Origin of the sequence: Pseudarthrobacter sp. AL07, from assembly GCF_029960665.1 — a bacterium.
Taxonomy (GTDB): Bacteria; Actinomycetota; Actinomycetes; order Actinomycetales; family Micrococcaceae; genus Arthrobacter.
Genome location: NZ_JASBRB010000013.1, coordinates 19843 through 44718 on the forward strand (window position 1 = coordinate 19843; position 24876 = coordinate 44718).

The 24876-nt window shown below is 65.4% G+C and carries 20 protein-coding genes, 2 tRNA genes and 1 riboswitch; of the genes, 3 read left to right on the forward strand and 19 right to left on the reverse strand.

Annotated features, from left to right (window positions below):
• Window positions 1-24 precede the first annotated feature (24 nt).
• Together QK290_RS11755 and QK290_RS11760 are read right to left on the reverse strand one after the other, a co-directional pair.
• Window positions 25-1206 carry a methyltransferase gene (locus tag QK290_RS11755; RefSeq protein WP_282330834.1) on the reverse strand — a complete coding sequence of 394 codons (1182 nt, stop codon included), beginning with the start codon at window positions 1204-1206 and terminating at the stop codon, window positions 25-27.
• Between the two features lie 188 nt (window positions 1207-1394).
• The gene (locus QK290_RS11760) at window positions 1395-1748 is read right to left on the reverse strand and encodes a zinc ribbon domain-containing protein YjdM (protein WP_282330835.1); all 354 of its coding nucleotides are present in this window, start codon (window positions 1746-1748) and stop codon (window positions 1395-1397) included.
• A gap of 84 nt (window positions 1749-1832) precedes the next feature.
• On the opposite strand from QK290_RS11760, the gene QK290_RS11765 reads away from it, so the two are divergent.
• On the forward strand, window positions 1833-3149 hold the full coding sequence (locus QK290_RS11765; protein ID WP_282330836.1) for a cyclopropane-fatty-acyl-phospholipid synthase family protein: 1317 nt from the start codon (window positions 1833-1835) through the stop codon (window positions 3147-3149).
• Between the two features lie 98 nt (window positions 3150-3247).
• Here the strand turns inward: QK290_RS11765 and QK290_RS11770 are convergent.
• The 13 genes from QK290_RS11770 to QK290_RS11830 all read right to left on the reverse strand — a co-directional run bounded on the left by QK290_RS11770 (window position 3248) and on the right by QK290_RS11830 (window position 16624).
• Window positions 3248-3323: transfer RNA gene (locus QK290_RS11770), tRNA-Ala, on the reverse strand.
• 144 nt (window positions 3324-3467) lie between these two features.
• A tRNA-Ala gene (locus tag QK290_RS11775) sits at window positions 3468-3540 on the reverse strand.
• 100 nt (window positions 3541-3640) lie between these two features.
• Complete coding sequence (gene rsfS / locus QK290_RS11780) at window positions 3641-4042, reverse strand: ribosome silencing factor (protein WP_282330837.1); 402 nt, start codon at window positions 4040-4042, stop codon at window positions 3641-3643.
• Window positions 4043-4090: 48 nt separating this feature from the next.
• Window positions 4091-5398 (reverse strand): hypothetical protein, encoded by a 1308-nt coding sequence (locus tag QK290_RS11785; RefSeq protein ID WP_282330838.1) that lies wholly within the window; start codon window positions 5396-5398, stop codon window positions 4091-4093.
• A gap of 7 nt (window positions 5399-5405) precedes the next feature.
• Window positions 5406-6035: a nicotinate-nucleotide adenylyltransferase gene (nadD, locus tag QK290_RS11790; RefSeq protein ID WP_282330889.1), complete on the reverse strand. Its 630-nt coding sequence runs from the start codon at window positions 6033-6035 to the stop codon at window positions 5406-5408.
• Window positions 6036-6075: 40 nt separating this feature from the next.
• Complete coding sequence (locus QK290_RS11795) at window positions 6076-6306, reverse strand: hypothetical protein (RefSeq protein WP_282330839.1); 231 nt, start codon at window positions 6304-6306, stop codon at window positions 6076-6078.
• Window positions 6307-6381: 75 nt separating this feature from the next.
• Window positions 6382-7734, reverse strand: a complete 1353-nt coding sequence (locus QK290_RS11800; protein WP_282330840.1) for a glutamate-5-semialdehyde dehydrogenase — start codon at window positions 7732-7734, stop codon at window positions 6382-6384.
• A 26-nt stretch (window positions 7735-7760) separates the two neighbouring features.
• Window positions 7761-8909 carry a glutamate 5-kinase gene (proB, locus tag QK290_RS11805; RefSeq protein WP_282330841.1) on the reverse strand — a complete coding sequence of 383 codons (1149 nt, stop codon included), beginning with the start codon at window positions 8907-8909 and terminating at the stop codon, window positions 7761-7763.
• 10 nt (window positions 8910-8919) lie between these two features.
• Entirely contained in the window at window positions 8920-10509 is a 1590-nt protein-coding gene (obgE, locus tag QK290_RS11810; protein WP_282330842.1) for a GTPase ObgE, read from the reverse strand.
• A 115-nt stretch (window positions 10510-10624) separates the two neighbouring features.
• Entirely contained in the window at window positions 10625-10888 is a 264-nt protein-coding gene (gene rpmA / locus QK290_RS11815; RefSeq protein WP_056340543.1) for a 50S ribosomal protein L27, read from the reverse strand.
• A gap of 61 nt (window positions 10889-10949) precedes the next feature.
• On the reverse strand, window positions 10950-11258 hold the full coding sequence (gene rplU, locus QK290_RS11820) for a 50S ribosomal protein L21 (protein WP_018773353.1): 309 nt from the start codon (window positions 11256-11258) through the stop codon (window positions 10950-10952).
• Between the two features lie 272 nt (window positions 11259-11530).
• Window positions 11531-13129, reverse strand: coding sequence for a bifunctional hydroxymethylpyrimidine kinase/phosphomethylpyrimidine kinase (thiD, locus tag QK290_RS11825; RefSeq protein WP_282330843.1), 1599 nt, complete (start codon window positions 13127-13129; stop codon window positions 11531-11533).
• Window positions 13112-13209: riboswitch (TPP riboswitch) on the reverse strand. It overlaps the preceding gene by 18 nt.
• A 100-nt stretch (window positions 13210-13309) precedes the next feature.
• Entirely contained in the window at window positions 13310-16624 is a 3315-nt protein-coding gene (locus QK290_RS11830; protein ID WP_282330844.1) for an Rne/Rng family ribonuclease, read from the reverse strand.
• Between the two features lie 454 nt (window positions 16625-17078).
• On the opposite strand from QK290_RS11830, the gene QK290_RS11835 reads away from it, so the two are divergent.
• The gene (locus QK290_RS11835) at window positions 17079-17753 is read left to right on the forward strand and encodes a vitamin K epoxide reductase family protein (protein WP_282330845.1); all 675 of its coding nucleotides are present in this window, start codon (window positions 17079-17081) and stop codon (window positions 17751-17753) included.
• A gap of 139 nt (window positions 17754-17892) precedes the next feature.
• Here QK290_RS11835 and ndk read toward each other — a convergent pair whose 3' ends face one another.
• The 4 genes from ndk to ileS are packed head-to-tail and all read right to left on the reverse strand — an operon-like array spanning window position 17893 to window position 23477.
• A complete protein-coding gene (gene ndk / locus QK290_RS11840; RefSeq protein WP_058932211.1) occupies window positions 17893-18312 on the reverse strand; it encodes a nucleoside-diphosphate kinase in 420 nt (139 codons plus the stop codon).
• A 39-nt stretch (window positions 18313-18351) separates the two neighbouring features.
• Window positions 18352-18798 carry a DUF4233 domain-containing protein gene (locus QK290_RS11845; protein WP_282330846.1) on the reverse strand — a complete coding sequence of 149 codons (447 nt, stop codon included), beginning with the start codon at window positions 18796-18798 and terminating at the stop codon, window positions 18352-18354.
• A 2-nt stretch (window positions 18799-18800) separates the two neighbouring features.
• The gene (locus tag QK290_RS11850; RefSeq protein ID WP_282330847.1) at window positions 18801-20159 is read right to left on the reverse strand and encodes a folylpolyglutamate synthase/dihydrofolate synthase family protein; all 1359 of its coding nucleotides are present in this window, start codon (window positions 20157-20159) and stop codon (window positions 18801-18803) included.
• A 3-nt stretch (window positions 20160-20162) separates the two neighbouring features.
• Window positions 20163-23477 carry an isoleucine--tRNA ligase gene (ileS, locus tag QK290_RS11855; protein WP_282330848.1) on the reverse strand — a complete coding sequence of 1105 codons (3315 nt, stop codon included), beginning with the start codon at window positions 23475-23477 and terminating at the stop codon, window positions 20163-20165.
• A 377-nt stretch (window positions 23478-23854) separates the two neighbouring features.
• On the opposite strand from ileS, the gene QK290_RS11860 reads away from it, so the two are divergent.
• Complete coding sequence (locus QK290_RS11860) at window positions 23855-24868, forward strand: endonuclease/exonuclease/phosphatase family protein (RefSeq protein WP_282330849.1); 1014 nt, start codon at window positions 23855-23857, stop codon at window positions 24866-24868.
• Window positions 24869-24876 lie beyond the last annotated feature (8 nt).

The following is a 24876-nucleotide window of genomic DNA, read 5'->3' on the forward strand; positions in this document are numbered from 1 at the left end:
CGCCACCTTGCCGTGCTGGCGCGCCTACGGCCGTCTGGTGCTGACCGCCACCGTGAACTTTGGATTGCCGCCCCTCTCAGTGGTGGGACCCACCAGCCGCTCCAGCGCCGGGAGGTACTGCAGGTGCCGGTTGAACACCGTCCACAGCTCACCGCCCGGCGCCAGGACCCTGGCTGCCGCCTCGAATAGTTTGATGCCCGCTCCGGCATGAACACTGGCGCCCAGGTGGAAGGGCGGATTCAACAGGACCAGCTCGGCGCTTCCGGCCGGGAGGGTGCTCATCGCGTCATCCTGGAGGGCGGTAATCCGCTCCTCGAGGCCGTTGGCCTGCGCCGTGGCCCGGGCGGACGCGACGGCGGCGGCGGACCGGTCCGTGGCCGTGACCCTTGAGGCCGGGTTCTGGCGGGCGTACATGGCGGCAAGGATACCGGTGCCACAGCCCAGATCGATGGCGTGCCCGGCTTCAGGCATCTCCGGCAGGAAGGTCAGGAGGAACCTGGTCCCGATGTCCAGTTTCGCCCCAGCAAAGACGGCACCGTGCGCAGCGACGTTCAGGTCCAACTCGGCAAGGCGTTCGACGGCGGGACTCCACTCATGCGTCTCAGTTTGCCCTGCGCCGCTGGCCAGGATGATCCGGGATTTCTGCCGTGCCAGCTGCGGCTGGACCGTCTCGAAATAGCGTTCGAGGACCGCGTTCATTCCCAGGGACATGTGTTTGATCCGCCCGCCGGCGAGCAGCACCACGTCAGGGGCGGCATAACGCGCCACGGCGGCTGCGATTTCCTCAAGCTCCGCCAGCGTCCGCGGCAGTTGAAGCAGCACCAGCTCCGCGCCGGACAGCAGTTCCTCCCCCAGCGGAGATTGTTCGAACCCAGTGGCGCCAACGGCTCCGGGAGCTGCGGCTTCGAAGCCCAACCCGGCGGCATTGTTCCGCAGGGCGCGCTCTCCGGTGATGAGATCCTCGTGAACACGGACCCGCCGGACCCCCAGGGCGCCCAGTGCACCAAGGGTGAGGGCGCCGTAGCGGTCCCCGATCACTGCCAGCCGCGCCTCCGGTTCCGTGCGCGCTGCGGCGGCTTCCAACAGGAGCCGGTCTGTGGCGTCCCAGGCCTGGAGGTTCGGGGCTTCGACGTCCGGGTGGCGCCGGAGCGTGCCGAAGATGTCCTCAAGAGTGTTCTGTGCCACTGGTTCCTGCGATCTGGTCATGTACTGGTTGTTGATGCGGTTGGTGCAAGCGCGGGCAGTTTGAGGATGGCGGTGACGGCCGCCCGGCCCGCCCTGTTTGCTCCGATGGTGGACGACGCCGGTCCAACGCACCCGTTGTGCCGCCACCCACAGTGCCGATGACCACAACGGCCGTGGTTCCGTAGTCCATGCTCGTGGCCGGTTTCCTGCTAGACCTTCTTCACCACAGAGGATTTGAGCTGCATCGGCCCCACACCGTCCACTTTGCAGTCGATGTCGTGATCGCCCACACCGTCCATCAGCCTGATGCCCCGGACCTTGGTGCCTACCTTGATGACACCGGAGCTGCCCTTGATTTTCAGGTCCCTGACCACCGTGACGGTGTCGCCGTCGGCGAGGATGTTCCCCACTGCGTCCTTTATGACCCGCGGCCCGGCCTGTGCCGTGGCCTCCGCTGCCTCGGCGGTCCACTCGTGGCCGCATTCCGGGCAGACCAGGAGCGCACCCATTTCGTAGGTGTAGGCACTGGAACATTCGGGGCATGGCGGCAACGTCTCATTCACTCCCCCATGATAAACGCGCCGCTGCGCTGACAGGCGCGCGCCGCCGTCGTACTGTTGGCCCTAGGCAGACGAAAGGCGAGGACCATGACAACGGAAAAAGGGGCGGCGTCGCTGCTGGCCAACGCACTGGGCATTGTGCTGGGCACGGCGGAGATACCCCTGCGCCTCCGGGCGTGGGACGGTTCCGAGGCGGGGCCGCCCGACGCCCCGGTCCTCGAGTTCAGGTCACGCCAGGCCCTGCGCCGGATCCTGTGGTCACCCGGGCAGCTCGGGCTCAGCCGCGCCTACGTCGCCGGGGACATCGACGCCCCCGGCGACATCTTTGCCGCCTTCACGGCTCTCAGCTCGGTGGGAAAGTTTTCCGAGCCCGGCCCCTTCCGGCCCCTGACTCCGCGCGAACTCGCCACGCTGTTCGGGGCGGCCGTCCGGCTTGGCGCGGTGGGCGCCAACCCTGCTCCGCCGCCGGAGGAAGCAAAGGTCACGCGGAAGGGCCGGCTCCACACCCGGCAGCGCGACGCCGCGGCCATCTCGCACCATTACGACGTCGGCAACGACTTTTACGCCCTCGTGTTGGGACCGTCGATGGTCTACTCCTGCGCCGTGTGGGCGGACGGACCCGACGGCGGCGTCCCCGCCGGCCGCGGCCTGCCGGCCGGACTGGATGAGGCACAAGAGGCCAAGCTGGACCTCGTCTGCCGGAAGCTGGGGCTGAGGCCCGGGATGAGGGTGCTGGATGTGGGCTGTGGCTGGGGCAGCTTCGCGTTGCACGCCGGGCAGCACTACGGCGTCACGGTGGTGGGGGTGACGCTTTCCACGGAGCAAGCCGTGCTCGCACGCAAACGTGCGGCCCACGCCGGTCTGACGGAAAACATCGATATCCGGGTGCAGGATTACCGGGATATCTCCGACGGGCCGTTCGACGCCATCAGCTCCATCGGGATGTCCGAACACGTGGGCCGGGAACAGACACCCCACTACGTCGACGTGCTGCACGGCCTGCTCCGTCCCGGCGGCCGGCTGCTCAACCACGCCATCTCGTGGAACGCCGGGCGAACCAAGCCTGATCCGGATTCTTTCATTCCACGCTACGTCTTTCCGGACGGCGAGATGATCAGCCTGGCCGAGATGGTCAGCTCGCTGGAGACCGGCGGGTTTGAGGTGCTGGACGTGGAGGCCCTGCGCCAACACTATGCGCTGACCCTGCGGGCGTGGGTGCGCAGGCTCGAAGCGAACTGGGACGAAGCCGTCCGGCTCACCAGCCTGGGCCAGGCACGCGTGTGGCGGCTCTATATGGCCTCAAGTGCCCTGGGCTTTGAAACCGGGATCACGGGCGTGAACCAGGTACTGGTCCAGCGTGCGGGCGGAGACGGGCCGCCGCTGCGTCGGAGTGAGTGGATTTGAACTTTCACTACCCGGGTGCCTACCGCCCCGGGCTCGCTCAGGAAACAAAAAGGAGCCACCCGGCCGGGTGGCTCCTTTTTACGGACCATGGTCCTGTTTGGTGGAGCTGAGGGGACTCGAACCCCTGACCCCCTGCATGCCATGCAGGTGCGCTACCAGCTGCGCCACAGCCCCAAACTTGTGCCCGACAAGCGGTGCAGACCGCCCGAAGCAACCTGATCAGCTTAATAGAAATCTGCGCAGGGCGCCAATCGGTAGGTGAGTTTTCCTGCCATAAAAAAATCCGCCGGAATCTTTCGATTCCGGCGGATTATCCGGTGGAGCTGAGGGGACTCGAACCCCTGACCCCCTGCATGCCATGCAGGTGCGCTACCAGCTGCGCCACAGCCCCGAACCTTCGTTACTCCGTGGTCTCCCCGGAGCAACTCAAATATCTTAGACCAGCTATTCCGAAAATTCCAAATCGGGCATATTCGGGCCCGCGAGGCCTGCTATTCGGAGTCGGAAGCCGCCGTCGTCTTGGCTGAGCTGTCTTCGCCCAGCTGCAGGTCAACTACAGGGCAGTCCTTCCACAGACGCTCCAGGGCGTAGAAAACGCGGTCCTCTTCATGCTGGACGTGGATGACGATGTCCGAGTAATCCAGCAGTACCCAGCGCCCGCCGGAGCGGCCTTCGCGGCGTACCGGACGGAGGTCCTGCTTGGAAAGTTCTTCTTCGATGCCGTCAACGATGGCGTTGACCTGGCGCTCGCTCGGCGCGGAGGCGATGAGGAAAACGTCTGCCAGTGCCAGCCGTTCGCTGACATCGAGGGCCACGATGTCGTGGGCAATCTTGTCCGCGGCGGCCTTGGCGGCTTGGCGGGCAATGGCGATGGATGAATCTGTTGCAGTCATGGGACTCCTTGTAGTTTTCTAAAGCTTCGTAAAGAAGGCGATACCTGGTCAGCCGGAGATGCCGCTGACAATGAGGATGACGCCGCAAATAAGGGCCACGATCCCAAAAGCCAGAACGAGGACCTGCATGAGACGGAGCCGTTTCGCGCGGGCCAGGCCTGCCGTTGCCGCATCCAGCGGCTCCAGCCCGTGTGCTGACCGTGCCGGGATGCGCGGCAGGTCATCAAACAGGTCGTCCGGCTCCCCCACCGGCATATCAGGCATGACGGGCTGGACGGGGACGATACTTTTCGGCGCCGTGGCCGCTCTGGCAGCAGCTTCCGCACGGGCGATCACACTGGAACGGCCCGCAGCGGCTGCCTGCGCAGAACCCGCGGCCGGCGCCGTTGAAGCAGTGGACGGCCGGCGGCCCTTCCCGCCAGCCCTGACCTTCGGTCCGGGCTGGGTCATCAGTGGCACGTAAGAGGTCGCCGGGGGTTTCATCACAGGACGGTCGATGCCGGGTACCTGCACAAATTCCAGCGGCGTCACCATGGCCAGGTTATCGGCGGTGGCCGGGCCAGTCCGGGGAACGGATTCGGTGGCCTGCGTGGAGGCAGCCTGCGTGGGCGCAGGTACTGGCTGCGCAGGGGCAGCCTGCTCGGCCAGCTTCTGCTTGGCCATTGCCCGGCGGTTGAGCACCGCCGCACGCTCGGCCAAGGCGATCTGTTCCGCAAGGATGTCCGGATCCACAGCTTCGGGGTCCAGCGAGGCGATGTGTTCCATCTTGGCCAGTTGGTTCCTGGCCTGCTCAGCGATGAGGGCTCGGGCCGCGAGTGCCTGTTCCACGCTCATGCCAGCCGGAACACCTGAATCCTTGTTCGGCGCGGAGGGCCCGGTCTTTTCTGCGGATACAGCGGTGCCGTGACCCGGCTTCGACGGATCTGGCTGGGTTTGACCCGGCTTGGCCTGGCCCGGTTTGGCCTGCCCTGGCTTAGGTTGGCTCGGCGCAGGTTGGCTTGGCAGTGGCTGCCCCATGGGAGCGGGAATGATGGGATTGGCCGAAGTGACGGCCTGTTCCTTCAGTTGCTGGAGCCGCAGCTGCCTGCGGGTCGGAGGGCCCCCAGCGGAAAGCTGGCCCTCTTTCTCCTCAAGTTCCTTGATGGCACGAAGGGCCGCGCGGTCGCGGGCCCTGATCTGCGAGGACCGCTGCGCCGGGGTCTGCTCGGGGACGGAGTCCACCGGGGTATCAGCCGCGCGCCGTTGTTTTGAGGCAGGCGAAATCTGGCCCGGGCGGTTGGACCCGGGAGCCGTGTTCTCATCTCTGGCCTGTCGCAGTTCGCGGCGGCTGCGGACGGGGGGCTTTTCCTGACTCATTGAGGACTCATTCAGTACTGGCTGGCTCATCTGTTTTGGTAGTTCGGACGTCCTCGGGATCTGGTCCCTCGGCGTACAGACCATATTTGGCGATGTATTGGACCACTCCGTCCGGCACGAGGTACCAAACGGGGTTGTTCCCTGCTACACGGACACGGCAGTCCGTGGACGAGATGGCCATGGCGGGCACCTCGAGAAGGCTCACGTCTTTGCGGCCCATGCCATCAAGCACATGTCCTGGCCGTGTCACGCCGACAAAATGCGCCAGGGACCACAGCTCGTCAATGTCCTTCCAGGACAGGATCTGCGCAAGCGCATCCGCACCGGTAATGAAAAACAGATCCGCATCCGGACGCTGGGTCCGGAGATCCCGCAAGGTATCAATGGTATACGTGGGACCGGGCCGGTCAACATCCACCCTGCTGACGGTGAACCGGGGGTTTGATGCCGTGGCAATTACCGTCATAAGGTAGCGGTGCTCAGAATCGCTGACCTGCTTGTGCGACTTCTGCCACGGCTGCCCCGTGGGGACAAAAACCACTTCATCCAGGCCGAACTTGGCGGCCACCTCGCTGGCTGCAACAAGGTGGCCGTGGTGGATGGGATCAAACGTCCCGCCCATCACGCCCAGCCGCAGCCGCCCCTGCGCACCATCACGGTGCAGAACACGCGAAATGTCAGTGGCCTTGGCCGTGGTCGTGCTTGTTGGGGTGCTGGCGATGCGGATCAGCGTGCTCGTCCGTTACCGTGTGACGGTTGCCCAGGTTGGAGTAGGACCACGTCACGAACATCAACACCATCAGGATGGCGAAAATGGATACGCCGAAGACCCACGGCTCAGCCCAGATCGGAGCGGGCGCGTGTTCCCCACCTTCGGCAACGGTCATGGCAATCTGCTGGAGTAGCATTTTCTCCCCTAAGGCTCAAGGATGTGGCAGCGGATTGTCCCGCCGTTCCGGACTTCTGTCTATATTACCGCGTTGCTACCCGCGGACCTGGCCCTCGCCCTGAACGATCCACTTGGTGGTGGTCAGCTCCGTCAGTCCCATGGGGCCGCGCGCGTGCAGCTTCTGCGTGGAGATGCCAACCTCGGCACCCAGGCCCAGCTCGCCGCCGTCGGTAAACCGCGTGGACGCGTTGACGATCACCGCCGCCGAATCAATCTCGGCGATAAACCGTTCCGCGTTAGCGAGGTTGTTGGTAAGGATGGCTTCGGTGTGGCCCGTGGTCCAGGTCCGGATGTGCTTCACGGCATCATCCAGGCTGTCCACCATGGCCACGGCGAGGTCCAGGTCCATGTACTCGGTTGCCCAATCCTCATCAGTTGCCGGCTCGGACTCAATGGAGGACGGCAGTGCCGCCCGGATGCGCTCGTCGGCATGGAGCCTGACGCCGGCACCGCGCAGCGCGGCGGCTACAGCGGGCAACACAGTGGACTTCGAATGGACCAGCAGGGTCTCCACGGTGTTGCAGACACTGGGCCGCTGGGTCTTGGAGTTCAGGAGGATCTCCACCGCCATGTCCTCGCTGGCGGATTCGTCGATGAAGATATGCACATTGCCCTCACCGGTCTCGATGACCGGCACGGCGGCGTTCAGCACCACGGACTGGATCAGATCCCGGCCGCCGCGCGGAATCAGGACATCAACGCGGCCGCGGGCACGCATCAGCGCATTCGCACCTTCACGGCCGTACTGGTCCACAGTCTGAATGGCGTCCGCCGGCAGCCCGACGGAGTGCAGGGCTTCGCGAAGGATCTGGACCAGTGCTTCGTTGGTGAAAGCGGCAGCAGTACCGCCGCGGAGGATGACGGCGTTCCCGCTCTTGAGGCCAAGTCCGGCAATATCTACCGTGACGTTGGGGCGGGCCTCGTAAATGGCGGCCACCACTCCCATGGGCACGTTGATCTGGCGCAGGCGCAGCCCATTGGGCAGGGTCTGGCCGCGGACAACGTTTCCTACCGGATCCGGCAGGCTGGCCAGGTTCTCCAGTGAAGCGACGAGCCCGTCGATCCGGGTGTCAGTCAGGGTGAGCCGGTCCAGCAGTGCCGCCGACGTGCCGTTGGCTTTGCCGGCCGCAACATCCTTGGCGTTGGCGGACAGGATCAAGTCCTTCCGCTCCAGCAGTGCAGCACCGATTGCCCGGAGGCCACTGTCCTTCAAGGCGCGGTTGGCTCCGGACATCTGGCGTGCAGCCTGCCGCGAGCGGTCAGCGATGATGTGGACGGCTGCCTCGACCTCCGCCGGAGTGGGGGTACTCCCCCGTTCCGGCCCGGAAGGAACCGCGTTCGAATTGTTGGACGTACCAGGGGCTTGGGAAATCAGTGCCTCAGTCATCCTTCAAGTCTAGGCGAGCGGACCGCTCAGACCAGCACCAGGTCGTCGATATGGACAACCTCACGGTCGAAGCCGCGGCCCAGGGACTCGCCCAGTTCCACTGTCGAGCGGCCCAGCATCTGGGGCAACTCTTCGGAAGAGTAATTCACCAAACCGCGCGCGATGATGGTACCGTCGCCGGCCACCATCTCGACGGCGTCGCCGGCTTCGAAGGTGCCGTCCACCGATGAAATTCCGGCGGGGAGCAGCGAGTAGCGATTGTCCCGCACAGCATGCACGGCGCCGTCGTCAAGAAAGAGCCGGCCCTGGACATGCGCCAGGTGGGCGAGCCACATCATCCGCACGGACTTCCGGCCGCTGTTGACGGTGAACCAGGTCCCCACGTCTTCACCGGCCAGGGCGGCTGCGGCGTTCGCGGTGGAGGTGACCAGCGCCGGGATGCCGGAATCGGCGGCCATGATGGCAGCCTCGACTTTAGTCTGCATTCCGCCGGTGCCTACGCCTGCCTTGCCCGGCTTCCCGATGGTCACTGCCTCAAGATCTTCGGGGCCGTCCACCTGGGAGATGCGCTTGGCGCCCTTGGCGGGCGGGCCGTCGTATATCGAGTCGACGTCGGACAGCAGGATCAGGGCGTCAGCACGGACCAGATGGGCCACTAGCGCTGAGAGCCTGTCGTTGTCGCCGAAACGGATCTTGTGCGTGGCAACGGTGTCGTTTTCGTTGACCACCGGCACCACGCCGAGGTTGAGGAGGCGGTTCAGTGCACGGAACGCGTTCGCGTGGTGGCTGCGACGCATGAGGTCATCTGCAGTCAGCAACACCTGGCTGACGGTGACGCCGTGGGCGCCGAATGCGTGCGTGTAGCGCGCCATGAGCAGGCCCTGGCCCACGCTGGCGGCAGCCTGCTGGGTGGCGAGGTCGCGCGGGCGCTTCACCAGACCGAGGGGCGCAAGCCCTGCGGAAATGGCTCCCGAGGAAACCAGGATAATTTCCGTGCCGGCGTTATGTTTGGCGGCCAAAACATCTGCGAGGGCGGTGAGGGACTCTTCCGAAATGCCGCCCTTGATGCTGGTCAGCGACGACGACCCGACCTTGACAACGATCCGGCGGGCCCGGGCGAGTACACTGCGGTCGCCTTTGGGTTCCTCGATGATTACGGCGGAATTTTCGGTCATTTCAGTGGCCTCACTCGTCATCTTCAACGCCCAGTCCACTTTCAGTGACCGGCTTGGCAGCGCGGCGGCCGCTGACCGATTCGGTCCAGATCCCGGCCTTGCGCTCTGCCTCGAGTTCGGCGCGGGCGGCGGCCTTGGCCTCCCGGCGTTCGACCTGCTCGTCCCGCTTCTGCCCGCGGGTAGGCCTGTCGCCAATGTCGGCGAATCGGACGTCGGTGCCACGTGGCGCCGCCAGCAGTTCCGCGCCAGCCATCATGGTGGGTTCCCAGTCGAAGACAACGCCGTCGTCCTCGCCGATTACCACAGTGTCGCCCGGAGTGGCGCCCTGCTTGAACAGTTCATTTTCGACGCCGAGCTTAGCCAGGCGGTCGGCGAGGTAACCGATGGCTTCCTCGTTAGTGAAGTCGGTCTGCTTGACCCAGCGGACGGGCTTGTCGCCCAGTACGCGGAAGAGCGGCTCGAGGTTCTTTTCCTCGCGGCGGATCTTGAAACCGGATTCGTTGACAGCCCGGGGCCGCAGAATGGGCGGCTGGACCTTGGGCGGGGCGGCCGCGAGGGCGGCACGGGCGGCCTGGACGATTTCCGCCATGGCGAAGCCCAGCTGGCGGAGACCCTCGTGGCTGGTAGCCGAGATCTCGAAGACCCGGTAGCCGCGTGACTCGAGTTCCGGGCGGACAAATTCAGCCATGTCCTTGCCGTCCGGAAGGTCTACCTTGTTCAAGGCGACCAGGCGCGGGCGGTGGTTCAGCGCAACCACTTCGCCGTCGGCACCCGCGAAGCTCATGTCGACGGAGTACTTTTCCAGCTCGGCCTCGATGATGGCCAGGTCCGCCAACGGGTCACGGTCCGATTCAAGCGTGCCGCAGTCCAGCACGTGTACCAGGGCGGCGCAGCGCTCCACGTGGCGCAGGAAGTGGTGGCCAAGACCCTTGCCTTCGCTGGCGCCCTCGATGAGGCCCGGGACGTCGGCAATGGTAAAGCGGACGTCACCGGACTGGACAACACCCAGGTTCGGGATCAGCGTCGTAAAGGGGTAATCAGCGATCTTGGGCCGCGCGGCGGACATGGCCGCGATCAGGCTGGATTTGCCAGCAGAGGGGAAACCCACCAGTGCGATGTCCGCGATGGACTTCAGTTCCAGGACAATGTCACGGGCGTCACCCTCGATGCCCAGCAGGGCGAAGCCCGGGGCACGGCGCTTCTGCGAGGACAGTGAGGCATTGCCAAGGCCGCCCAGACCGCCGGCAGCCGCCACGTATTCGGCGCCTTCGCCGACGAGGTCCGCCAGGACGGTGCCGTCCTTGGCCTTGACCACGGTGCCGTCCGGTACGGGCAGGATGAGGGTTTCCCCGCTCTTGCCGCCGCGCCAGTCACCCATGCCGGGGCCACCGTTGGTGGCGTGGCGGTGCGGGGCGTGGTGGTAGTCCAGCAGCGTGGTGGTCTGGTGATCAACGCGCAGGATGACGTCACCGCCATCGCCGCCGTTGCCGCCGTCGGGACCGCCCAGGGGCTTGAACTTCTCCCGGTGAACAGAGACACAGCCGTGGCCGCCGGTACCGCCGGATACGTGCAGTACTACCCGGTCTACAAAGCTCGCCACGTGGATCTCCTCAGTGCTGTTTCCTGACGCCCAAGGGCGCCAAGATGATTGTAATGCGGTTAAAAGAATAGTGGAGCGGACCAAATGGCCCGCTCCACCGTTTCAGAACTATTTGTTACTCTGCAGCTGCAGCAGCAACGATGTTGACAACGCGGCGACCGCGGCGGGTGCCGAACTGGACGGCTCCCGGTGCCAGTGCGAACAGTGTGTCGTCGCCGCCACGGCCAACGCCAGCGCCCGGGTGGAAGTGGGTGCCACGCTGGCGGACAATGATCTCGCCTGCGGAAACTACCTGACCACCGAAGCGCTTGACGCCGAGGTACTGGGCGTTGGAGTCACGACCGTTGCGAGTGGAACTCGCGCCTTTTTTATGTGCCATTTGAAATGCCTGCCTTTAAATTCTGGGGAATCTGCTGAAGAACCTGAACAGTAACGAAGAGTTACTTGATACCCGTGATCTTGACCTTGGTCAATTCCTGACGGTGACCCTGGCGCTTCTTGTAACCGGTCTTGTTCTTGAACTTCTGGATGACGATCTTCGGACCACGGAGGTCTTCGAGGATCTCAGCCGTAACCGTTACCTTGGCCAGGTCCGCAGCAGCAGAGGTGACTTTGTCACCGTCTACCAGGAGCAGTGCGGGCAACTCAAAAGTGCTGCCGGCTCCACCGGGGACGCGGTTCAGGGTAACGAAGTCTCCAACGGAAACCTTCTCTTGGCGGCCGCCTGCGCGGACAATCGCGTACACCACTTGGGAACTCACTTCTCTCGACGTTTATTACTAAATTTGCGTGCTGAACCCGATTCAATAATCGGCCGGGTTCTCGCTGTGCCTCAACGCCGTGGGGTCGTAACCCAAGTGTTGGCGTAAGCACCGAAGATCTAGAATACGCTAATTTTGCCTTCGGCCGCAAATGAGGCTGGTTACGGTCGGTTGTCTGTGATAGGACCCATAAGCAGGTACTGCACTGACAATCCAAAACCGTGCCTGACTATCGTACAGGCCAGGCGGGCCCCGGACTGTCAGGAATGAATTCGCGGCGCGTCGAAGAATTCCACTTCGAACCGGCACGACTGCCTGAACGCCACGAGCATCGCCGCACGTTCATCGGTGGAAGCGCTCCGGCCGGCCTCGTCAGCCAAGGCGATGGCGTCGCGGGTGGCCTGCGCGAAGTCCTCGTCAGCGTAGGCCCGCAACCAGTCGGCATAGGGGTGCTCTTTCGGTGCACCGGCGGCCAGGAACTCCGCGTGGAGGGTCTGTCCCACCTCGGCGTACAACCAGAAGCACGGCAGCACCGCAGCGACGAGGACCGCGTAGCTGCCTGAGGCCGAGGCTGCCAGCAGGTGGTCCACGTAGGACTTGGTGACTGGGCCAAGGGCGGAGTTCACCGTCCTGGTGCTCAGCCACGTGCGGTGCAGCTCGGATTCGACCTCAAGGCATTGCCGGGCAGACTTTGCCCAGAACGTCTGCGCGGCTTCCGTGGGCGCCAGCGCACTGGCCCGGGCCAGGACCCGCGAATAGCCGTTCAGGTAGATGGCGTCCTGCGCAAGGTAGTAGCCGAACTCTTCCTCAGCCAACGTGCCGCCCGCCAGGTCGCGGATGAAATCCAGCCCGAAGATGGCCGCAAGATCCGGCGCCGACGCCCGCTGGAGCGTCTGGGCGAATTCGCCGGCTGCCGGAACCTGTTTCATGTGGTGGAAGTGGTTGATGGGGCCGTGGCCACCGCCCACCTCCAGTTGATCAGCGGCCTGCAGTGCGCCGACCAGCCAAGGCTTCACGTGCCGCAGCGCGGATTCCCAGTTCCCCAGCCTCGCCTGGGCCGTAGCCATAGCCGACGACAGCGAGCAGCCGGTGCCGTGGCTGTTGCGGGTTGGGATCCTGTCACCGCTCACTTCCACTACCTCCTGGGCGAGCAGCCCGGCGGCGTTGACCAGGGCATCCGGGCACGCACCGCCGTCGAGATGGCCGCCCTTGACCAGGACCGTGGCACCGGCCGAGGCGGACAACCGCTGCCCCTGTCCGAGCGCATCAGGCCAGTCCCGCGCCTGCGGCTCCCCCACCAGGATGGCCAATTCGGCCAGGTTGGGGGTGATCAGGTCAGCGAGCGGGAGCAGCTCCCGCAGAGCTGCCTCGGCAGACTCGTGCAGCAGCCGATCACCGCTCGTGGCCACCATCACCGGATCGAGAACGACGACGGCGGGACGCGCCTTTTCCAGCCAGTCCCGGACCACGCCAATCACCGCAGCATCGCCGAGCATGCCGATCTTGACCGCATCGATAGTGATGTCGTCGCTGATGGCGTCCAGCTGCTGGCCCAGGAAGGATGCCGGCGGCACGTGAACCGCCTGCACCCCCTGGGTGTTCTGGACTGTCAGTGCAGTGATGGCCGCCATGCCGTAGCCGCCAAGAGCCGCAATGCTTTTGAGGTCGGCCTGGACGCCCGCGCCGCCTGACGGGTCCGATCCGGCAATGGACAGCACCCGCGGGACGTCACGCAGCACCTGGACGTTGCCAGACCGGCCTGGCGCAGGCCGGACCTCACCCTGGTTTGCTGAGATATCCGGCAGAACCGCCGCGGGCGTTGCAGAAGGAAGGACAGAACTTGAAGCCAAAGGAGACATCCCTTCGCCGGTGCTAGCCGGACAGGTTCAACGGGTGTGGATCTCAGCCGGCTCTCTGCGCGGCACCCCGTGTCAGTCACCAGCCTAGCGTCCCTCGGGACATAACGCAGGACGCCCGGACGCAGCCTGTGATTCACAGACACGTCCGGGCGCCGTTGTAGAGGCTTGCCCGCTGCTTCGTTAGAGCTCCGAGGCCGGAACCCCAACACCCAGGATGATAGGCGCGTTGGTGGCCGCAGGCTTCTCAGCCACCGGAGCCTTGACGGACTCCGGGGCCTTGGCGGCGTGGGTGTGTCCAGCGGCAGCCGCCGGACCGGCTTCGTGATGCTCCACAGACGTGGCGTTGGCTGCGCCCTGGGCACGGCTGGCGCTCCGGTTCCGCCGGGGACGGCGGGCGCGGGGCTCCTCGGTATGGTCGGAGTAATCCTCCTCGGCCACTGCCGGCTGCTGCTGACGGGCAGCTTCGCCCGGTTGGCTTGCAGCTGCCTGGACTGCGGACGGCTCGTTTTCCACGACAGGGGCTGGCTCGCCAAGGTGGGCGAAGGCCTCCGCGAGGCGGTCAAGCGTCAGTGCCGGTGCGTGCGGCTGGTCCTCGTGATGGGCCACGAACGGCAGCACCACCTGCTCGCCGCCGAACGTCAGCACAGCGGCCGGGCGGTCGTTGGAGTCCATCGCGGGCCGCGAAGCCGGCACTGGTGCAGCCGGAGCTTGTCCCGCCGCGGCTGATGCGCGAGCCACTTCGTCGTCGTGCACGTGCGCAGCGTGGGCTGCGGCCGCAATGTTCGCAAGCGCGGCCCGCGTGGCCTCGGCCTTGGCATGGCGCTCGACGTCACTGGGTTCCGGGTGGACCGTGTGGATCTGCACCGCCGCTGCCGGTGCCGTTTCCAGTTGCTGGCCGCCACGTCCGCGGCGGCGCTTCCGGTCAGTGCGGCCACCCGGCTGGCTGTCCGTGCGCTGACTGTCCGGGCGCTGGCTGTCCGTGCGCATGCTGTCGGCGCGCTGATCGTTGATGCGCGGTTCCTGCCGGCTGTCCACCCGCTGCACGTGGTGCTCAGCGGCTACGGTATTGGCGCGGCGGTGCTCTACGGGGTCGTCGTGGGTGACGATTCCTCGGCCTGCACAGGATTCGCACTGCTCCCCGAAGACTTCCAGGAGTCCGGTACCCATGCGCTTTCGCGTCATCTGCACGAGGCCCAGCGACGTCACTTCTGCAACCTGGTGCTTGGTCCGGTCACGGCCCAGGCACTCCACCATGCGGCGAAGGACCAGGTCCCGGTTGGATTCGAGGACCATGTCGATGAAGTCGATGACGATGATGCCGCCGATGTCGCGGAGCCGGAGCTGCCGGACCACTTCTTCAGCTGCCTCGAGGTTGTTCTTGGTGACGGTTTCTTCGAGGTTGCCACCACTGCCGGTGAACTTGCCGGTGTTAACGTCCACCACGGTCATGGCTTCGGTTCGGTCAATGACCAGCGAGCCGCCCGAAGGCAGGAAGACCTTACGTTCCAGGGCCTTGTGGATCTGCTCGTCGATCCGCCACGCGGCGAAGATGTCCTGGTCCTTGGTCCACTTTTCCAGACGGCCCACGAGGTCCGGGGCAACGTACGTGACGTAGGCCTCGATGGTGTCCCAGGCCTCTTCACCCGAGACGATCAGCTTGGAGAAGTCCTCGTTGAAGACGTCACGGACCACCTTGATGGTGAGGTCCGGTTCTCCGTAGAGGAGCTCGGGCGCGAGGATCTTGGTCGACGTGGACTGGCTTTCGATGCCCTCCCACTGCGCGCGCAGCCTGTTGATGTCGTGCGTGAGCTCCTCTTCCGAGGCGCCTTCGGCAGCGGTGCGGACAATGACCCCGGCGTGCTCCGGGAGGCGGTCCTTGAGGATGCGCTTGAGCCGGTTGCGCTCGACGTCGGGCAGTTTGCGGGAGATGCCGGTCATGGAGCCGCCGGGCACGTAGACGAGGTAGCGGCCGGGCAGCGAGATCTGGCTGGTCAGGCGTGCACCCTTGTGGCCCACGGGATCCTTGGTGACCTGGACCAGGACGGTGTCGCCGGACTTGAGCGCGTTTTCGATCCGGCGCTGCTTGCCCTCGAGGTTAACGGCTTCCCAGTTCACTTCACCGGCATAGAGGACGGCGTTGCGGCCGCGCCCGATGTCAACAAACGCCGCTTCCATGGACGGCAGCACATTCTGCACCTTGCCGAGGTAGACGTTGCCGATCAGGGAGTCCTGCTGGGTCTTGGAGACAAAGTGCTCGGCCAGCACGCCGTCTTCGAGGACGCCGATCTGGATTCTGTCGTCGCGCTGGCGGACGATCATCTGCCGGTCCACTGATTCGCGGCGGGCCAGGAACTCGGCCTCGGTGATGACGGTGCGGCGGCGGCCGGTATCACGGGATTCGCGGCGGCGCTGCTTCTTGGCTTCGAGGCGGGTGGAACCCTTGACGGATGTGACGCGGTTGTTGACCGGCGCTTCCGTGGCTGCACGCGGCGCACGGACGCGGGTCACCGTGTTGGGCGGGTCGTCGCCTTCTCCGCCGGTCAGTTCCAGATCCTGGTCGCCACGGCGACGACGGCGACGGCGACGGGAGGTCACGCCTTCGTCGGCCTGCCCGGCGGATTCCTCATCAGCTTCCTCGGCTGCGCCGTCTTCACCTTCGTTGTCACTGTCAGCATCACTTTCGCCGGTGCGGCTGCGTCCCCGCCGGCCACGGCTGCGGCGCCTGCGGCGGCCGCTGGCGTCGTCCGTTTCACCGTCTTCGGCTTCGTCCTCTTCCGGCTCTTCAACCACGGCGGCGGCCGGTGCCGGACGGACCGCACTGCTGAGGTCAGGGGCCTGGAAAAGCACCGACGTGGTTGACGCCGGCTCAAGGAACAGTGAACTGAACGGGCTGGCAGACTCGGCAGCACCCGGTTCTCCAGCCGGCGCGGCGGCAGCGTCGACGGCGGCCGCCTTAACGGGCGGGACGGCGGCGGTTGCTGCGGGCGCGCCGGCTTCCGCAGCTGCGGCTCCCGCTGCGTCCGGGGCCGGAATTACTGCTGCTTCGGCGGCTGCCTGCTCCTCGGGAGCTGTTAGGTCTACGGCCGTGGGGGCGGCGTCGGGGGCCGACGTTTTGCGCGTGGCAACGCGGCGTCGGCGGACGGGCTTGGTCTCCGTTGCAGCCTCCGGGGCTGCGGCTTCGGCGGCGGGTTCGACCACGGCAGGCTCTACGCCCGTCTCGGCAAGAACGGCGTCAGCTGTCTCCAGAACCTCAGCAGCGAAGGCCGGCAACGGTTCGGCGGTGTCCACCTTCTTACGTGCGCGGGTCCGGCGAACCGGCACCTTGGGCTCCGGCGCGGCGTCCGTCGCAGGCTCAGCCTCGACGGCGTCAGTTACGGGTGCTGCCTCCGCAGCCTTCGGCACTGCCTTCCGGCGCGTCCGGGCGACCTTCTTGGGCGCTTCGGCAACCTCGGCAACGGCTTCATCATTAACGGCTGGTGCTTGTTCGTTTTCCATATGTGGCAACACTCCTGCCCCTGACGCACCGCCACATCCGGCACCCATTGGGGCACATATTGTCAAAACCCGCGGGCGTTGACAGAAGTCAAGTGGATACTCCCAGGTTCGCACCGGCAGAGGGGTGCGGCAGCCCGTGGGAGCCGTCGGCTGTGTCCTGAAACCCGTTGTTCTACACGCCACAACCAGGTGCCGACCAATGGAATTGCGGGAAGCCGGATCAGAGAATCCGAAGCCTGCCCTGCTCATCATTGGCGGTCTTGAAACAAGCCACCGGACCGGAGTCCGCATGTGGGTCGGCCTCCAGCCATGTTCATTCTCTCACACCCGGGCTGAAAGGCGGCGGAAGCAAGGGCGACGGATCCGTAGGTGATGGCCCCGGCTGAATGCTCCTTCCAGCCGCCGGCGTTACAATCGGGGCAAGGAGCACCCGAAGCAAAGGACGCCACACACCATGCCCAGCATTTCCTCCCACGGCACCGACACGCCGGCTGCCTCCAGTGCGGCAGAGCCGTTGCCCGACTCGCCGGGGACTGTGCCGCCGATGGCACGTAACCGGCCGTTCGGCTGGCTGATGGTCATCACCGGCGCCATCGGCTGGCTGGCCTCGGGCACGCTGGTCCTGGAAAAGCTCGCTGTCCTCGAGGATTCGAATCACGTAACGGCCTGCGACGTGAATCCGTGGATCTCCTGCGGCCAGGTCATGCAGACCTGGCAGAGCTCCGCGTTCGGGTTCCCCAACATGTTTATCGGCATCGTGGCGTTCGCTGTCATCATCACTGTGGGCATGGCCCTGCTGTCCGGCGCCACGTTCGCCCGCTGGTACTGGGCAGGTCTCCAGACCGGCGTCACGCTCGGCTTCGCGTTTGTGGTGTGGCTTTGGTTCCAGGCCCTCTACGACATCCGCATCCTGTGCCCGTACTGCATGATCGTCTGGGCCGCGATGATACCGCTCTTCGTCTGGGTGACCATCCGCAACGTCGTCCACGGCATCATCCCCGTCCCGTCGGGTGCAGCACGTGTACTGGGTGAATCTGGTTGGATTATCACGGCGTTGCTGTACGTGGCCGTCATCGCCACCATCTTCTTCGCGTTCATCCAGGTGTTTGCCGGAACGTCGGGCTTCTAACGCGGGCCCCTCAGCGCACCCACCAAACAGCGCGAACGTACAAGCGCGAACGGACACTTGAGGCCCCGGTTTGCCGGGGCCTCAAGTGTCCGTTCGCGCTGTGGGCCTCAAGTGTCCGTTCGCGCAGCTGGTGCGGGACTTAGTCCTGGAACCAGATCTTGATTTCGCGCTCGGCGGAGTCAACGGAGTCGGAGCCGTGCACCAGGTTCTGCTGGACCTTCAGGCCCCAGTCGCGGCCGAAGTCGCCACGGATAGTGCCTGGGGCGGCAGTGGTGGGATCGGTAGTGCCGGCCAGAGACCGGAAGCCTTCAATGACACGGTGGCCTTCGAAGATCGCGGCCACCACCGGTCCGCTGAGCATAAATTCAACGAGGGGCTCGTAAAACGGCTTGCCCACGTGCTCTTCGTAGTGCTGCTCCAATAGTTCCCGGCTGGCGTCAACCTTCTTCAGTTCAGCCAGGGTGTAGCCCTTGGCCTCAATGCGGCCCAGGATGGCGCCGCTGAGGTTGCGGGCAACGCCGTCGGGCTTGATCAGTACCAGGGTGCGCTCAATGGTCATAGCTGCTCCAATGCGTAATGGGTGGGTTTCGGGACAATTCTACGAGGCTTCCGGGGCGTCCCCGTGCGAGGCGTTCCACTCAGCCTGTTCGCGTTCACGCTTTGCGGCTTCGGAATCAATCCTGATGCCGGTGCGGATTCCATACCACCAGGCCAGGCCGAACAGCGCGCCAACAAGGAACATCATGGGCTCAACAATGCCCGTCAGGATCAGCACGATCTGCAGGATCCAGCCCAGCGCCACGCCCCACGGCCTGGACAGCACAGCGCAGGCAAGGACCATCACGACGCTCAAAGCGATGCCAATCCCCAGGATCAGCGCCGGCGGAAACTCACCGCGCTTGAGTCCGAAGACGGCCAGCGTCGCGAAGAACACCACGAACGCCTCAAGGAGCAGGACGGTGGAGGCAAACATCACCTTGGTGGACCGGCGCTTCCTGGGCATTCCCGGGCGCCATTCACGCTGGGCTTTGGTCAGCTTGGCCATGCCTAGGCCTCCGTCTTTCCGAGCAGGATCCGCGCTTCCGCCACCAGGGTGATGGACCCCGTGACCAGGACCCCGCCGGAGAGGTCGTCGTTGGCTTCGGCTCGTTCCACGGCCCATTCGAGGGCGTCGTCGAGTTTCTCCGCGATGTGGACGTTGTCTTCGCCGAAGCCCATTTCCACAGCCAGTTCGGCCAGTTCGGCCGCGGGCACTGCCCTCGGCGAGTTGGACTGGGTAAAGCAATATTCCTGGGCAATGTCGCCCAGGGATTCCTTCAGCTGGCGCAGGATCTCTTCGGCGTCCTTCTCCTTCAGAACTCCGACCACCGGCACCAGCCGGGTGAAAGTGAAGGCCTCCTGGATGGCCTCGGCCGAAACTCGGATGCCGTCCGGGTTGTGGGCCGCGTCCACGATGATGGTGGGCGCTGTGCGGACAACCTCAAGGCGGCCCGGGGACGTGACGGACGCTAAGGCTTCCTGGAGCACCTCGGCGTCAAGCTCCTTTTCGCCGCCGAAGAAGGCCTCGAGGGCTGCCACTGCCACTGCGGCGTTCTGGGCCTGGTGCGCGCCGTGCAGCGGCAGCAACAGTTCCGGGTAACGGCCGGCGATGCCCTGGATACTCACTACCTGGCCGCCCACGGCCACTGTCCGGGATTCGACGCCGAACTCCACGCCTTCAAACCGGAACGGGACTGCCACTTCCTTGGCTTTTTCCAGCAGCACCTGAGCAGCATCAACAGGCTGCGAGGCGCTGATGAGGTAACCGCCTGGCTTGATGATGCCGGCCTTCTCGTAGGCAATCTCCTCCGTGGTATCGCCCAGCAGATCGGTGTGGTCCAGTGAGATAGGGGTGACCACGGAAACGAGGCCGTCGCCCACGTTGGTGGCGTCGGTGATGCCGCCCAGGCCCACCTCGATCACGGCCACGTTGACGGGCTGGTCCGCGAAGATTGCGAAGCCCAGGATGGTCAGACACTCGAAGTACGTGAGCCGGGGCTCCCCCGCAGCGGTAAGTTCGTCGTCGACGATCTGCAGGTACGGGCGGATCTCGTCCCAGATCCGGACGAACGTTTCGTCAGAGACGGGGTGGCCGTCAATGCTGATCCGTTCGGTGACCTTGGACAGATGCGGGCTGGTGTAGCGGCCGGTGCTCAGGCCGTGCGCACGCAGCCCGGCCTCAATCATCCGGGCAGTGGAGGTCTTGCCGTTGGTGCCGGTCACATGGATGATCGGGAACGCCTTGTTGGGCTCCCCCAGTACATCCATCGCCCGGAACAGCGGCGCAAGACGAGGTTCCATCTTGTTTTCCGGTGCACGCCCCAGCAGCTCGGCGTAGACACTTTCCACGGAGAATTCGTCAGTCATTGCTCAGGCCTCTGCTTTTTCGACGGCAATGCGTGATTCGCCGGACTCAGCCGGAACCGTGGCCAGCTCCAGGGTCAGGGTTTCGGTCTTGACCAGCTCGGCGTTGGCCAGGAGGGCCTCCAGCACGGTGGCAACGGCGGTGACGGTGGTCCGAATCCGGTCGCTCACGTTCAGTCCGGCGTCCTTGCGTGCCTGCTGGATGGCGCGGACCATGTCGCGTGCAGTGCCTTCGGCCTCAAGTTCTGGAGTGACTTCGGTGTTCAGGACCACGAAGCCTCCGCCCGGAAGGACAGCTACTGAAGCTGAACCGCCGTCGGACTCCGCCACTACTGTCTCCAGCGTGTATTCCTGCGGTTCCAGATCCAGGCCGCCAGCGGTGACCACGCCAGCATCGGACACCGACCAGTCACCGGACTTGGACCCCTTGATGGCCTGCTGAACGTTCTTGCCAAGGCGCGGGCCCGCGGCGCGGGCGTTGACTACAAGCTTCTGCTCGATCCCGAACTCCTCCGGGGAGGCGCTCTCGGCGTCGAGCAGGCGGACCGAGCGGATGTTCAGTTCATCAGCGACGACGGCGGCAAAGCCTCCCAGCGCATCCGCGCCGGGTGCCACGACGGTCAGTTCCTGCAGCGGCAGGCGGACGCGGAGGTTGGCGGCCTTGCGCAGCGAGGATCCGGTGGAGCAGATCTGTTGCACGCGGTCCATTGCTTCCACCAGGGACGCGTTGGCCGGGAACAGGTCAGCGTCCGGCCAGTCAGCCAGATGCACGGAGCGTCCGCCGGTGAGGCCGCGCCAGATCTCCTCGGACACCAGTGGCAGCAGCGAGGCGGCCACGCGGCACACGGTCTCCAGCGCCGTGTAGAGCGCATCGAAGGCGTCAATGTTCTCGTCGAAGAAGCGCTGGCGGCTGCGGCGGACGTACCAGTTGGTGAGCATGTCCAGGTAGCTGCGGAGTTCGTCGCAGGCGCCGGAGATGTCGTAGCTGTCCAGCTGGGCGGTCATGTTGCGGACCAGGTCGCCGGTGTTGGCCAGCAGGTACTGGTCCAGGGTGTCGGCGTACCCGTCGTACCGGAGCTTCGCGTCGTAGCCGTTACCGCCGGATGCGGCGTTCGTGTACAGCGTGAAGAAGCTGTACACGTTCCACAGGGGCAGGATGACCTGGCGGACGCCGTCGCGGATTCCCTGTTCGGTGACCACCAGGTTGCCGCCGCGGAGGATGGGGCTGGACATCAGGAACCAGCGCATGGCGTCGGAACCATCGCGGTCCAGCACCTCGGACACGTCCGGGTAGTTGCGCAGGCTCTTGGACATTTTCTGGCCGTCCGAGCCCAGCACGATGCCGTGGCTGATGACGTTCCGGAAGGCCGGGCGGTCGAACAGTGCGGTGGAGAGGATGTGCAGCATGTAGAACCAGCCGCGGGTCTGCCCGATGTATTCCACGATGAAGTCGGCCGGGTTGTGCGTGTCGAACCACGCCTCGTTCTCGAACGGGTAGTGCACCTGTCCGTACGGCATGGAGCCGGAGTCGAACCAGACGTCCAGGACGTCTTCTACGCGGCGCATCACGGACTGGCCTTCTTCGGGAGTCCGCGGATCGTCAGGGTTGGGGCGGGTCAGTTCGTCGATGAACGGCCGGTGCAGGTCAACCTGGCCGGCCTTGTTCAGGGGCAGGCGGCCGAAGTCCGCCTGGATTTCGGCGAGCGAACCGTAGACGTCGATGCGCGGGTATTCGGGGTCGCTGGACTGCCACACCGGGATGGGGCTGCCCCAGTAGCGGTTGCGGCTGATGGACCAGTCACGGGCGTTGGCCAGCCACTTTCCGAACTGGCCGTCCTTGACGTTGCCGGGGATCCAGTTGATCTCCTGGTTCAGTTCGGACATCCGGTCCTTGAACTTGGTGACCTCCACGTACCAGGAGGACACCGCGCGGTAGATCAGGGGGTTGCGGCAGCGCCAGCAGTGCGGGTAGCTGTGCTCGTAACTGGCCTGGCGGACCAGTCGTCCCTGGGCGCGCAGCACCTGCGTGATGGGCTTGTTGGCCTCGAACACTTGCCGGCCCACGATGTCGTGCAGGTCGCCGTGGCTGAACAGCGGCAGGAACTTGGCGCCTTCGTCCACGGAGAGGACCACCGGGATGCCGGCCTCTTCACAGACCTTCTGGTCCTCCTCGCCGTAGGCAGGTGCCTGGTGGACGATGCCCGTGCCGTCGGTGGTGGTGACATAGTCAGCCACGAGGAAGCGCCAGGCATTCTGGGTGCCGTACTTTTCGGTGTCGTTGAAGTCGTTCCAGAGAGGCTGGTAGGCCAGTCCCTCGAGTTCGGCGCCGGTGTGGGTGGACGTGACGGCGGCCTCGGCGGAGTCCGCATCCTCGTAGCCCAGGTCCTTCGCGTAAGCGGCCAGCAGGTCAGCGGCCAGGAGGAAGCTTCCGGTAACCGGCGCGTCCGGCGACGCGGCCTTGACGCCGTTGGGCCCGGCCGGCAGCACTGCGTAGGTGATGGAGGGCCCGACGGCGAGCGCCAGGTTGGTGGGCAGCGTCCAGGGCGTGGTGGTCCAGGCGAGCGCCTGCACGCCCGCGAGCTGCTTCGACAGCTCCGTCTCCCCTGCGGAGATGGGGAACGTCACCGTGACGGTCTGGTCCTGGCGGTTCTTGTAGACGTCGTCGTCCATGCGCAGCTCGTGGTTGGACAGGGGCGTTTCGTCCTTCCAGCAGTACGGCAGCACGCGGTAGCCGTTGTAGGTCAGGCCTTTTTCGTGCAGCTGCTTGAACGCCCACAGGACCGATTCCATGTATTCGACGTTGAGGGTCTTGTAGTCGTTGTCGAAGTCCACCCAGCGGGCCTGGCGGGTGACGTAGCTCTTCCACTCGTCCGCGTACTTCATCACGGAGGCACGGCAGGCGTCGTTGAACTTGTCGATGCCCATGGCCTCGATCTGGGTCTTGTCCGTCATGCCCAGCTGCTTCATGGCTTCCAGCTCGGCCGGCAGTCCGTGGGTGTCCCAGCCGAAACGGCGTTCCACACGGCGGCCGCGCTGGGTCTGGTAGCGGCCCACCAGGTCCTTGGCGTAACCGGTGAGGAGGTGCCCGTAGTGGGGCAGACCGTTGGCGAAGGGAGGACCGTCGTAGAAGACGAATTCGTTGCTGCCGGGCTGCCCGCCGGGGGCGTCGGCGCTGCGCTGGTCAATGCTGGCCTGGAAGGTGCCGTCCTGGTCCCAGTACTTCAGGATGCGCTCTTCGATTTCCGGGAACTTCACGGAGGCGGAGACACCAGCGGCAGCTGAGGCCGAAGGGGTAGCTGAGGCTTTGGGGTAATACGTCATTCTCGTCATCCTGGGTTGAGCCGGTGAACCGCTCAGCAAATGCCTCCCGGTTCCTTCAGGATGCGAGGACGGCTCCCGTGCAGTCCTGGAACTGCACAATCACCGCGGTACCACCTCACTTACCGGCACCGCCCTCCCTGGGGAAGGCTGCCCACCGGCCGCTCATTACTGCTGTGACGGGCTTACCCGTCCGGTTCTACTGACGCCGCCGCCAGTCTCCTGGCGGTCAGCGCGTTCTTCCGGAAGCTCACCGGTGATTGCCGGGTCGTAGCCACCTTCGAGTCTACTATCGCTTGGCTCTCCTCCGCCATTCCTGGGCGGCCCGCGCGCACAGCACCAGTGCTCCGGAGCTCAGGGTGGTGCTTAGACTGACGGTCATGACTGCTTCCGGCCACGCCACGGCAAGAACGCGACCCACCACGCTGTTCAGGTGGCTATGGCTCCTGGCCACGGCGCCAGTGCTGGCCTTGTCTGTCTTCCGCGCCATTCCGGCGGAGTGGCCCGTTCTGGTGGTGCAGCTGCTGTCCTTTACACCGTGGCTTGCGGTGCCAGCCGCCGCAGCCCTGCTCCTGGCGTTCCTGGGACGGAGCCGCTGGCGGCAGTCCGTGGCCGCAGTGCTTGTGGCGTGCCAGGCCTTCTGGCTTTTCCCTTTGGACGCGGCCCGGCCCGCTCCGGCCGCCGGCCTCCCGGCGGTGCAGCTGAAAGTCATGAACCTCAACTCCGAGTTCGGCCAGGCCGACGCCGGCGAAATCGTTCGCCTTGTCCGGGACAGCGGCGTGGATCTCCTCACGATCCAGGAACACACGAAGGGCCTCCAGGACCGGCTTTCGGCGGAGGGCCTGGACTGGTTACTGCCGAACCGGACCAGCCAACCCACCAACGACGCCGGCGGCAGCGCCGTGTACTCGCGCTACCCAATGGAGCTGGTGGGCGTTGTCCCGGACACCCCGTTCAGGATGCCCACGGTCCGCGTGACGGCGGAGGCGGGCGGGTCGGTGGCCACGCTGGAAGTGACCAGCGTCCATGTGCTGCCGCCCGTGGATGTCAGGGTTGCCCAGTGGCGAAGTGACCTGGCCGCGGTGGGCAGGGTGGCGGAACGGCCTGGCAACCGGCTGCTCATCGGTGATTTCAACGCCACCTACGACCACGCCGAATTCAGGAGGATCCTGGACATCGGGGGCATCGCTGCGGACAGGATGGTGGACGTTGGGGCGGCCTCGGGCTCGCGGGTGGTGCCCACCTGGCCCATGGACGGGCAACTGCTTCCCGGCATCACCATCGACCACCTGGTCACCAGCCCCGGACTGGCCAGCTCAGGCTACGAAGTCCACCGCGTGCCGGGAACGGACCACGCAGCCGTTCTGGCAACGTTGGCCATTCCTGCCGACTGACCGGCTCC

Excerpts from the sequence above, each read along its gene's own strand:
- QK290_RS11785 (WP_282330838.1), bottom strand. The coding sequence starts at position 5,398 with ATGAGTCAGGAAAAGCCCCCCGTCCGCAGCCGCCGCGAACTGCGACAG.
- thiD (WP_282330843.1), bottom strand. The coding sequence starts at position 13,129 with ATGTCTCCTTTGGCTTCAAGTTCTGTCCTTCCTTCTGCAACGCCCGCG.
- QK290_RS11850 (WP_282330847.1), bottom strand. The coding sequence starts at position 20,159 with ATGACTGACGAATTCTCCGTGGAAAGTGTCTACGCCGAGCTGCTGGGG.
- QK290_RS11755 (WP_282330834.1), bottom strand. The coding sequence starts at position 1,206 with ATGACCAGATCGCAGGAACCAGTGGCACAGAACACTCTTGAGGACATC.
- QK290_RS11845 (WP_282330846.1), bottom strand. The coding sequence starts at position 18,798 with ATGGCCAAGCTGACCAAAGCCCAGCGTGAATGGCGCCCGGGAATGCCC.
- QK290_RS11835 (WP_282330845.1), top strand. The coding sequence starts at position 17,079 with ATGCCCAGCATTTCCTCCCACGGCACCGACACGCCGGCTGCCTCCAGT.
- QK290_RS11860 (WP_282330849.1), top strand. The coding sequence starts at position 23,855 with ATGACTGCTTCCGGCCACGCCACGGCAAGAACGCGACCCACCACGCTG.
- QK290_RS11830 (WP_282330844.1), bottom strand. The coding sequence starts at position 16,624 with ATGGAAAACGAACAAGCACCAGCCGTTAATGATGAAGCCGTTGCCGAG.
- QK290_RS11765 (WP_282330836.1), top strand. The coding sequence starts at position 1,833 with ATGACAACGGAAAAAGGGGCGGCGTCGCTGCTGGCCAACGCACTGGGC.
- rsfS (WP_282330837.1), bottom strand. The coding sequence starts at position 4,042 with ATGACTGCAACAGATTCATCCATCGCCATTGCCCGCCAAGCCGCCAAG.
- rpmA (WP_056340543.1), bottom strand. The coding sequence starts at position 10,888 with ATGGCACATAAAAAAGGCGCGAGTTCCACTCGCAACGGTCGTGACTCC.
- proB (WP_282330841.1), bottom strand. The coding sequence starts at position 8,909 with ATGACCGAAAATTCCGCCGTAATCATCGAGGAACCCAAAGGCGACCGC.
- ndk (WP_058932211.1), bottom strand. The coding sequence starts at position 18,312 with ATGACCATTGAGCGCACCCTGGTACTGATCAAGCCCGACGGCGTTGCC.
- ileS (WP_282330848.1), bottom strand. The coding sequence starts at position 23,477 with ATGACGTATTACCCCAAAGCCTCAGCTACCCCTTCGGCCTCAGCTGCC.
- QK290_RS11795 (WP_282330839.1), bottom strand. The coding sequence starts at position 6,306 with ATGCTACTCCAGCAGATTGCCATGACCGTTGCCGAAGGTGGGGAACAC.
- QK290_RS11800 (WP_282330840.1), bottom strand. The coding sequence starts at position 7,734 with ATGACTGAGGCACTGATTTCCCAAGCCCCTGGTACGTCCAACAATTCG.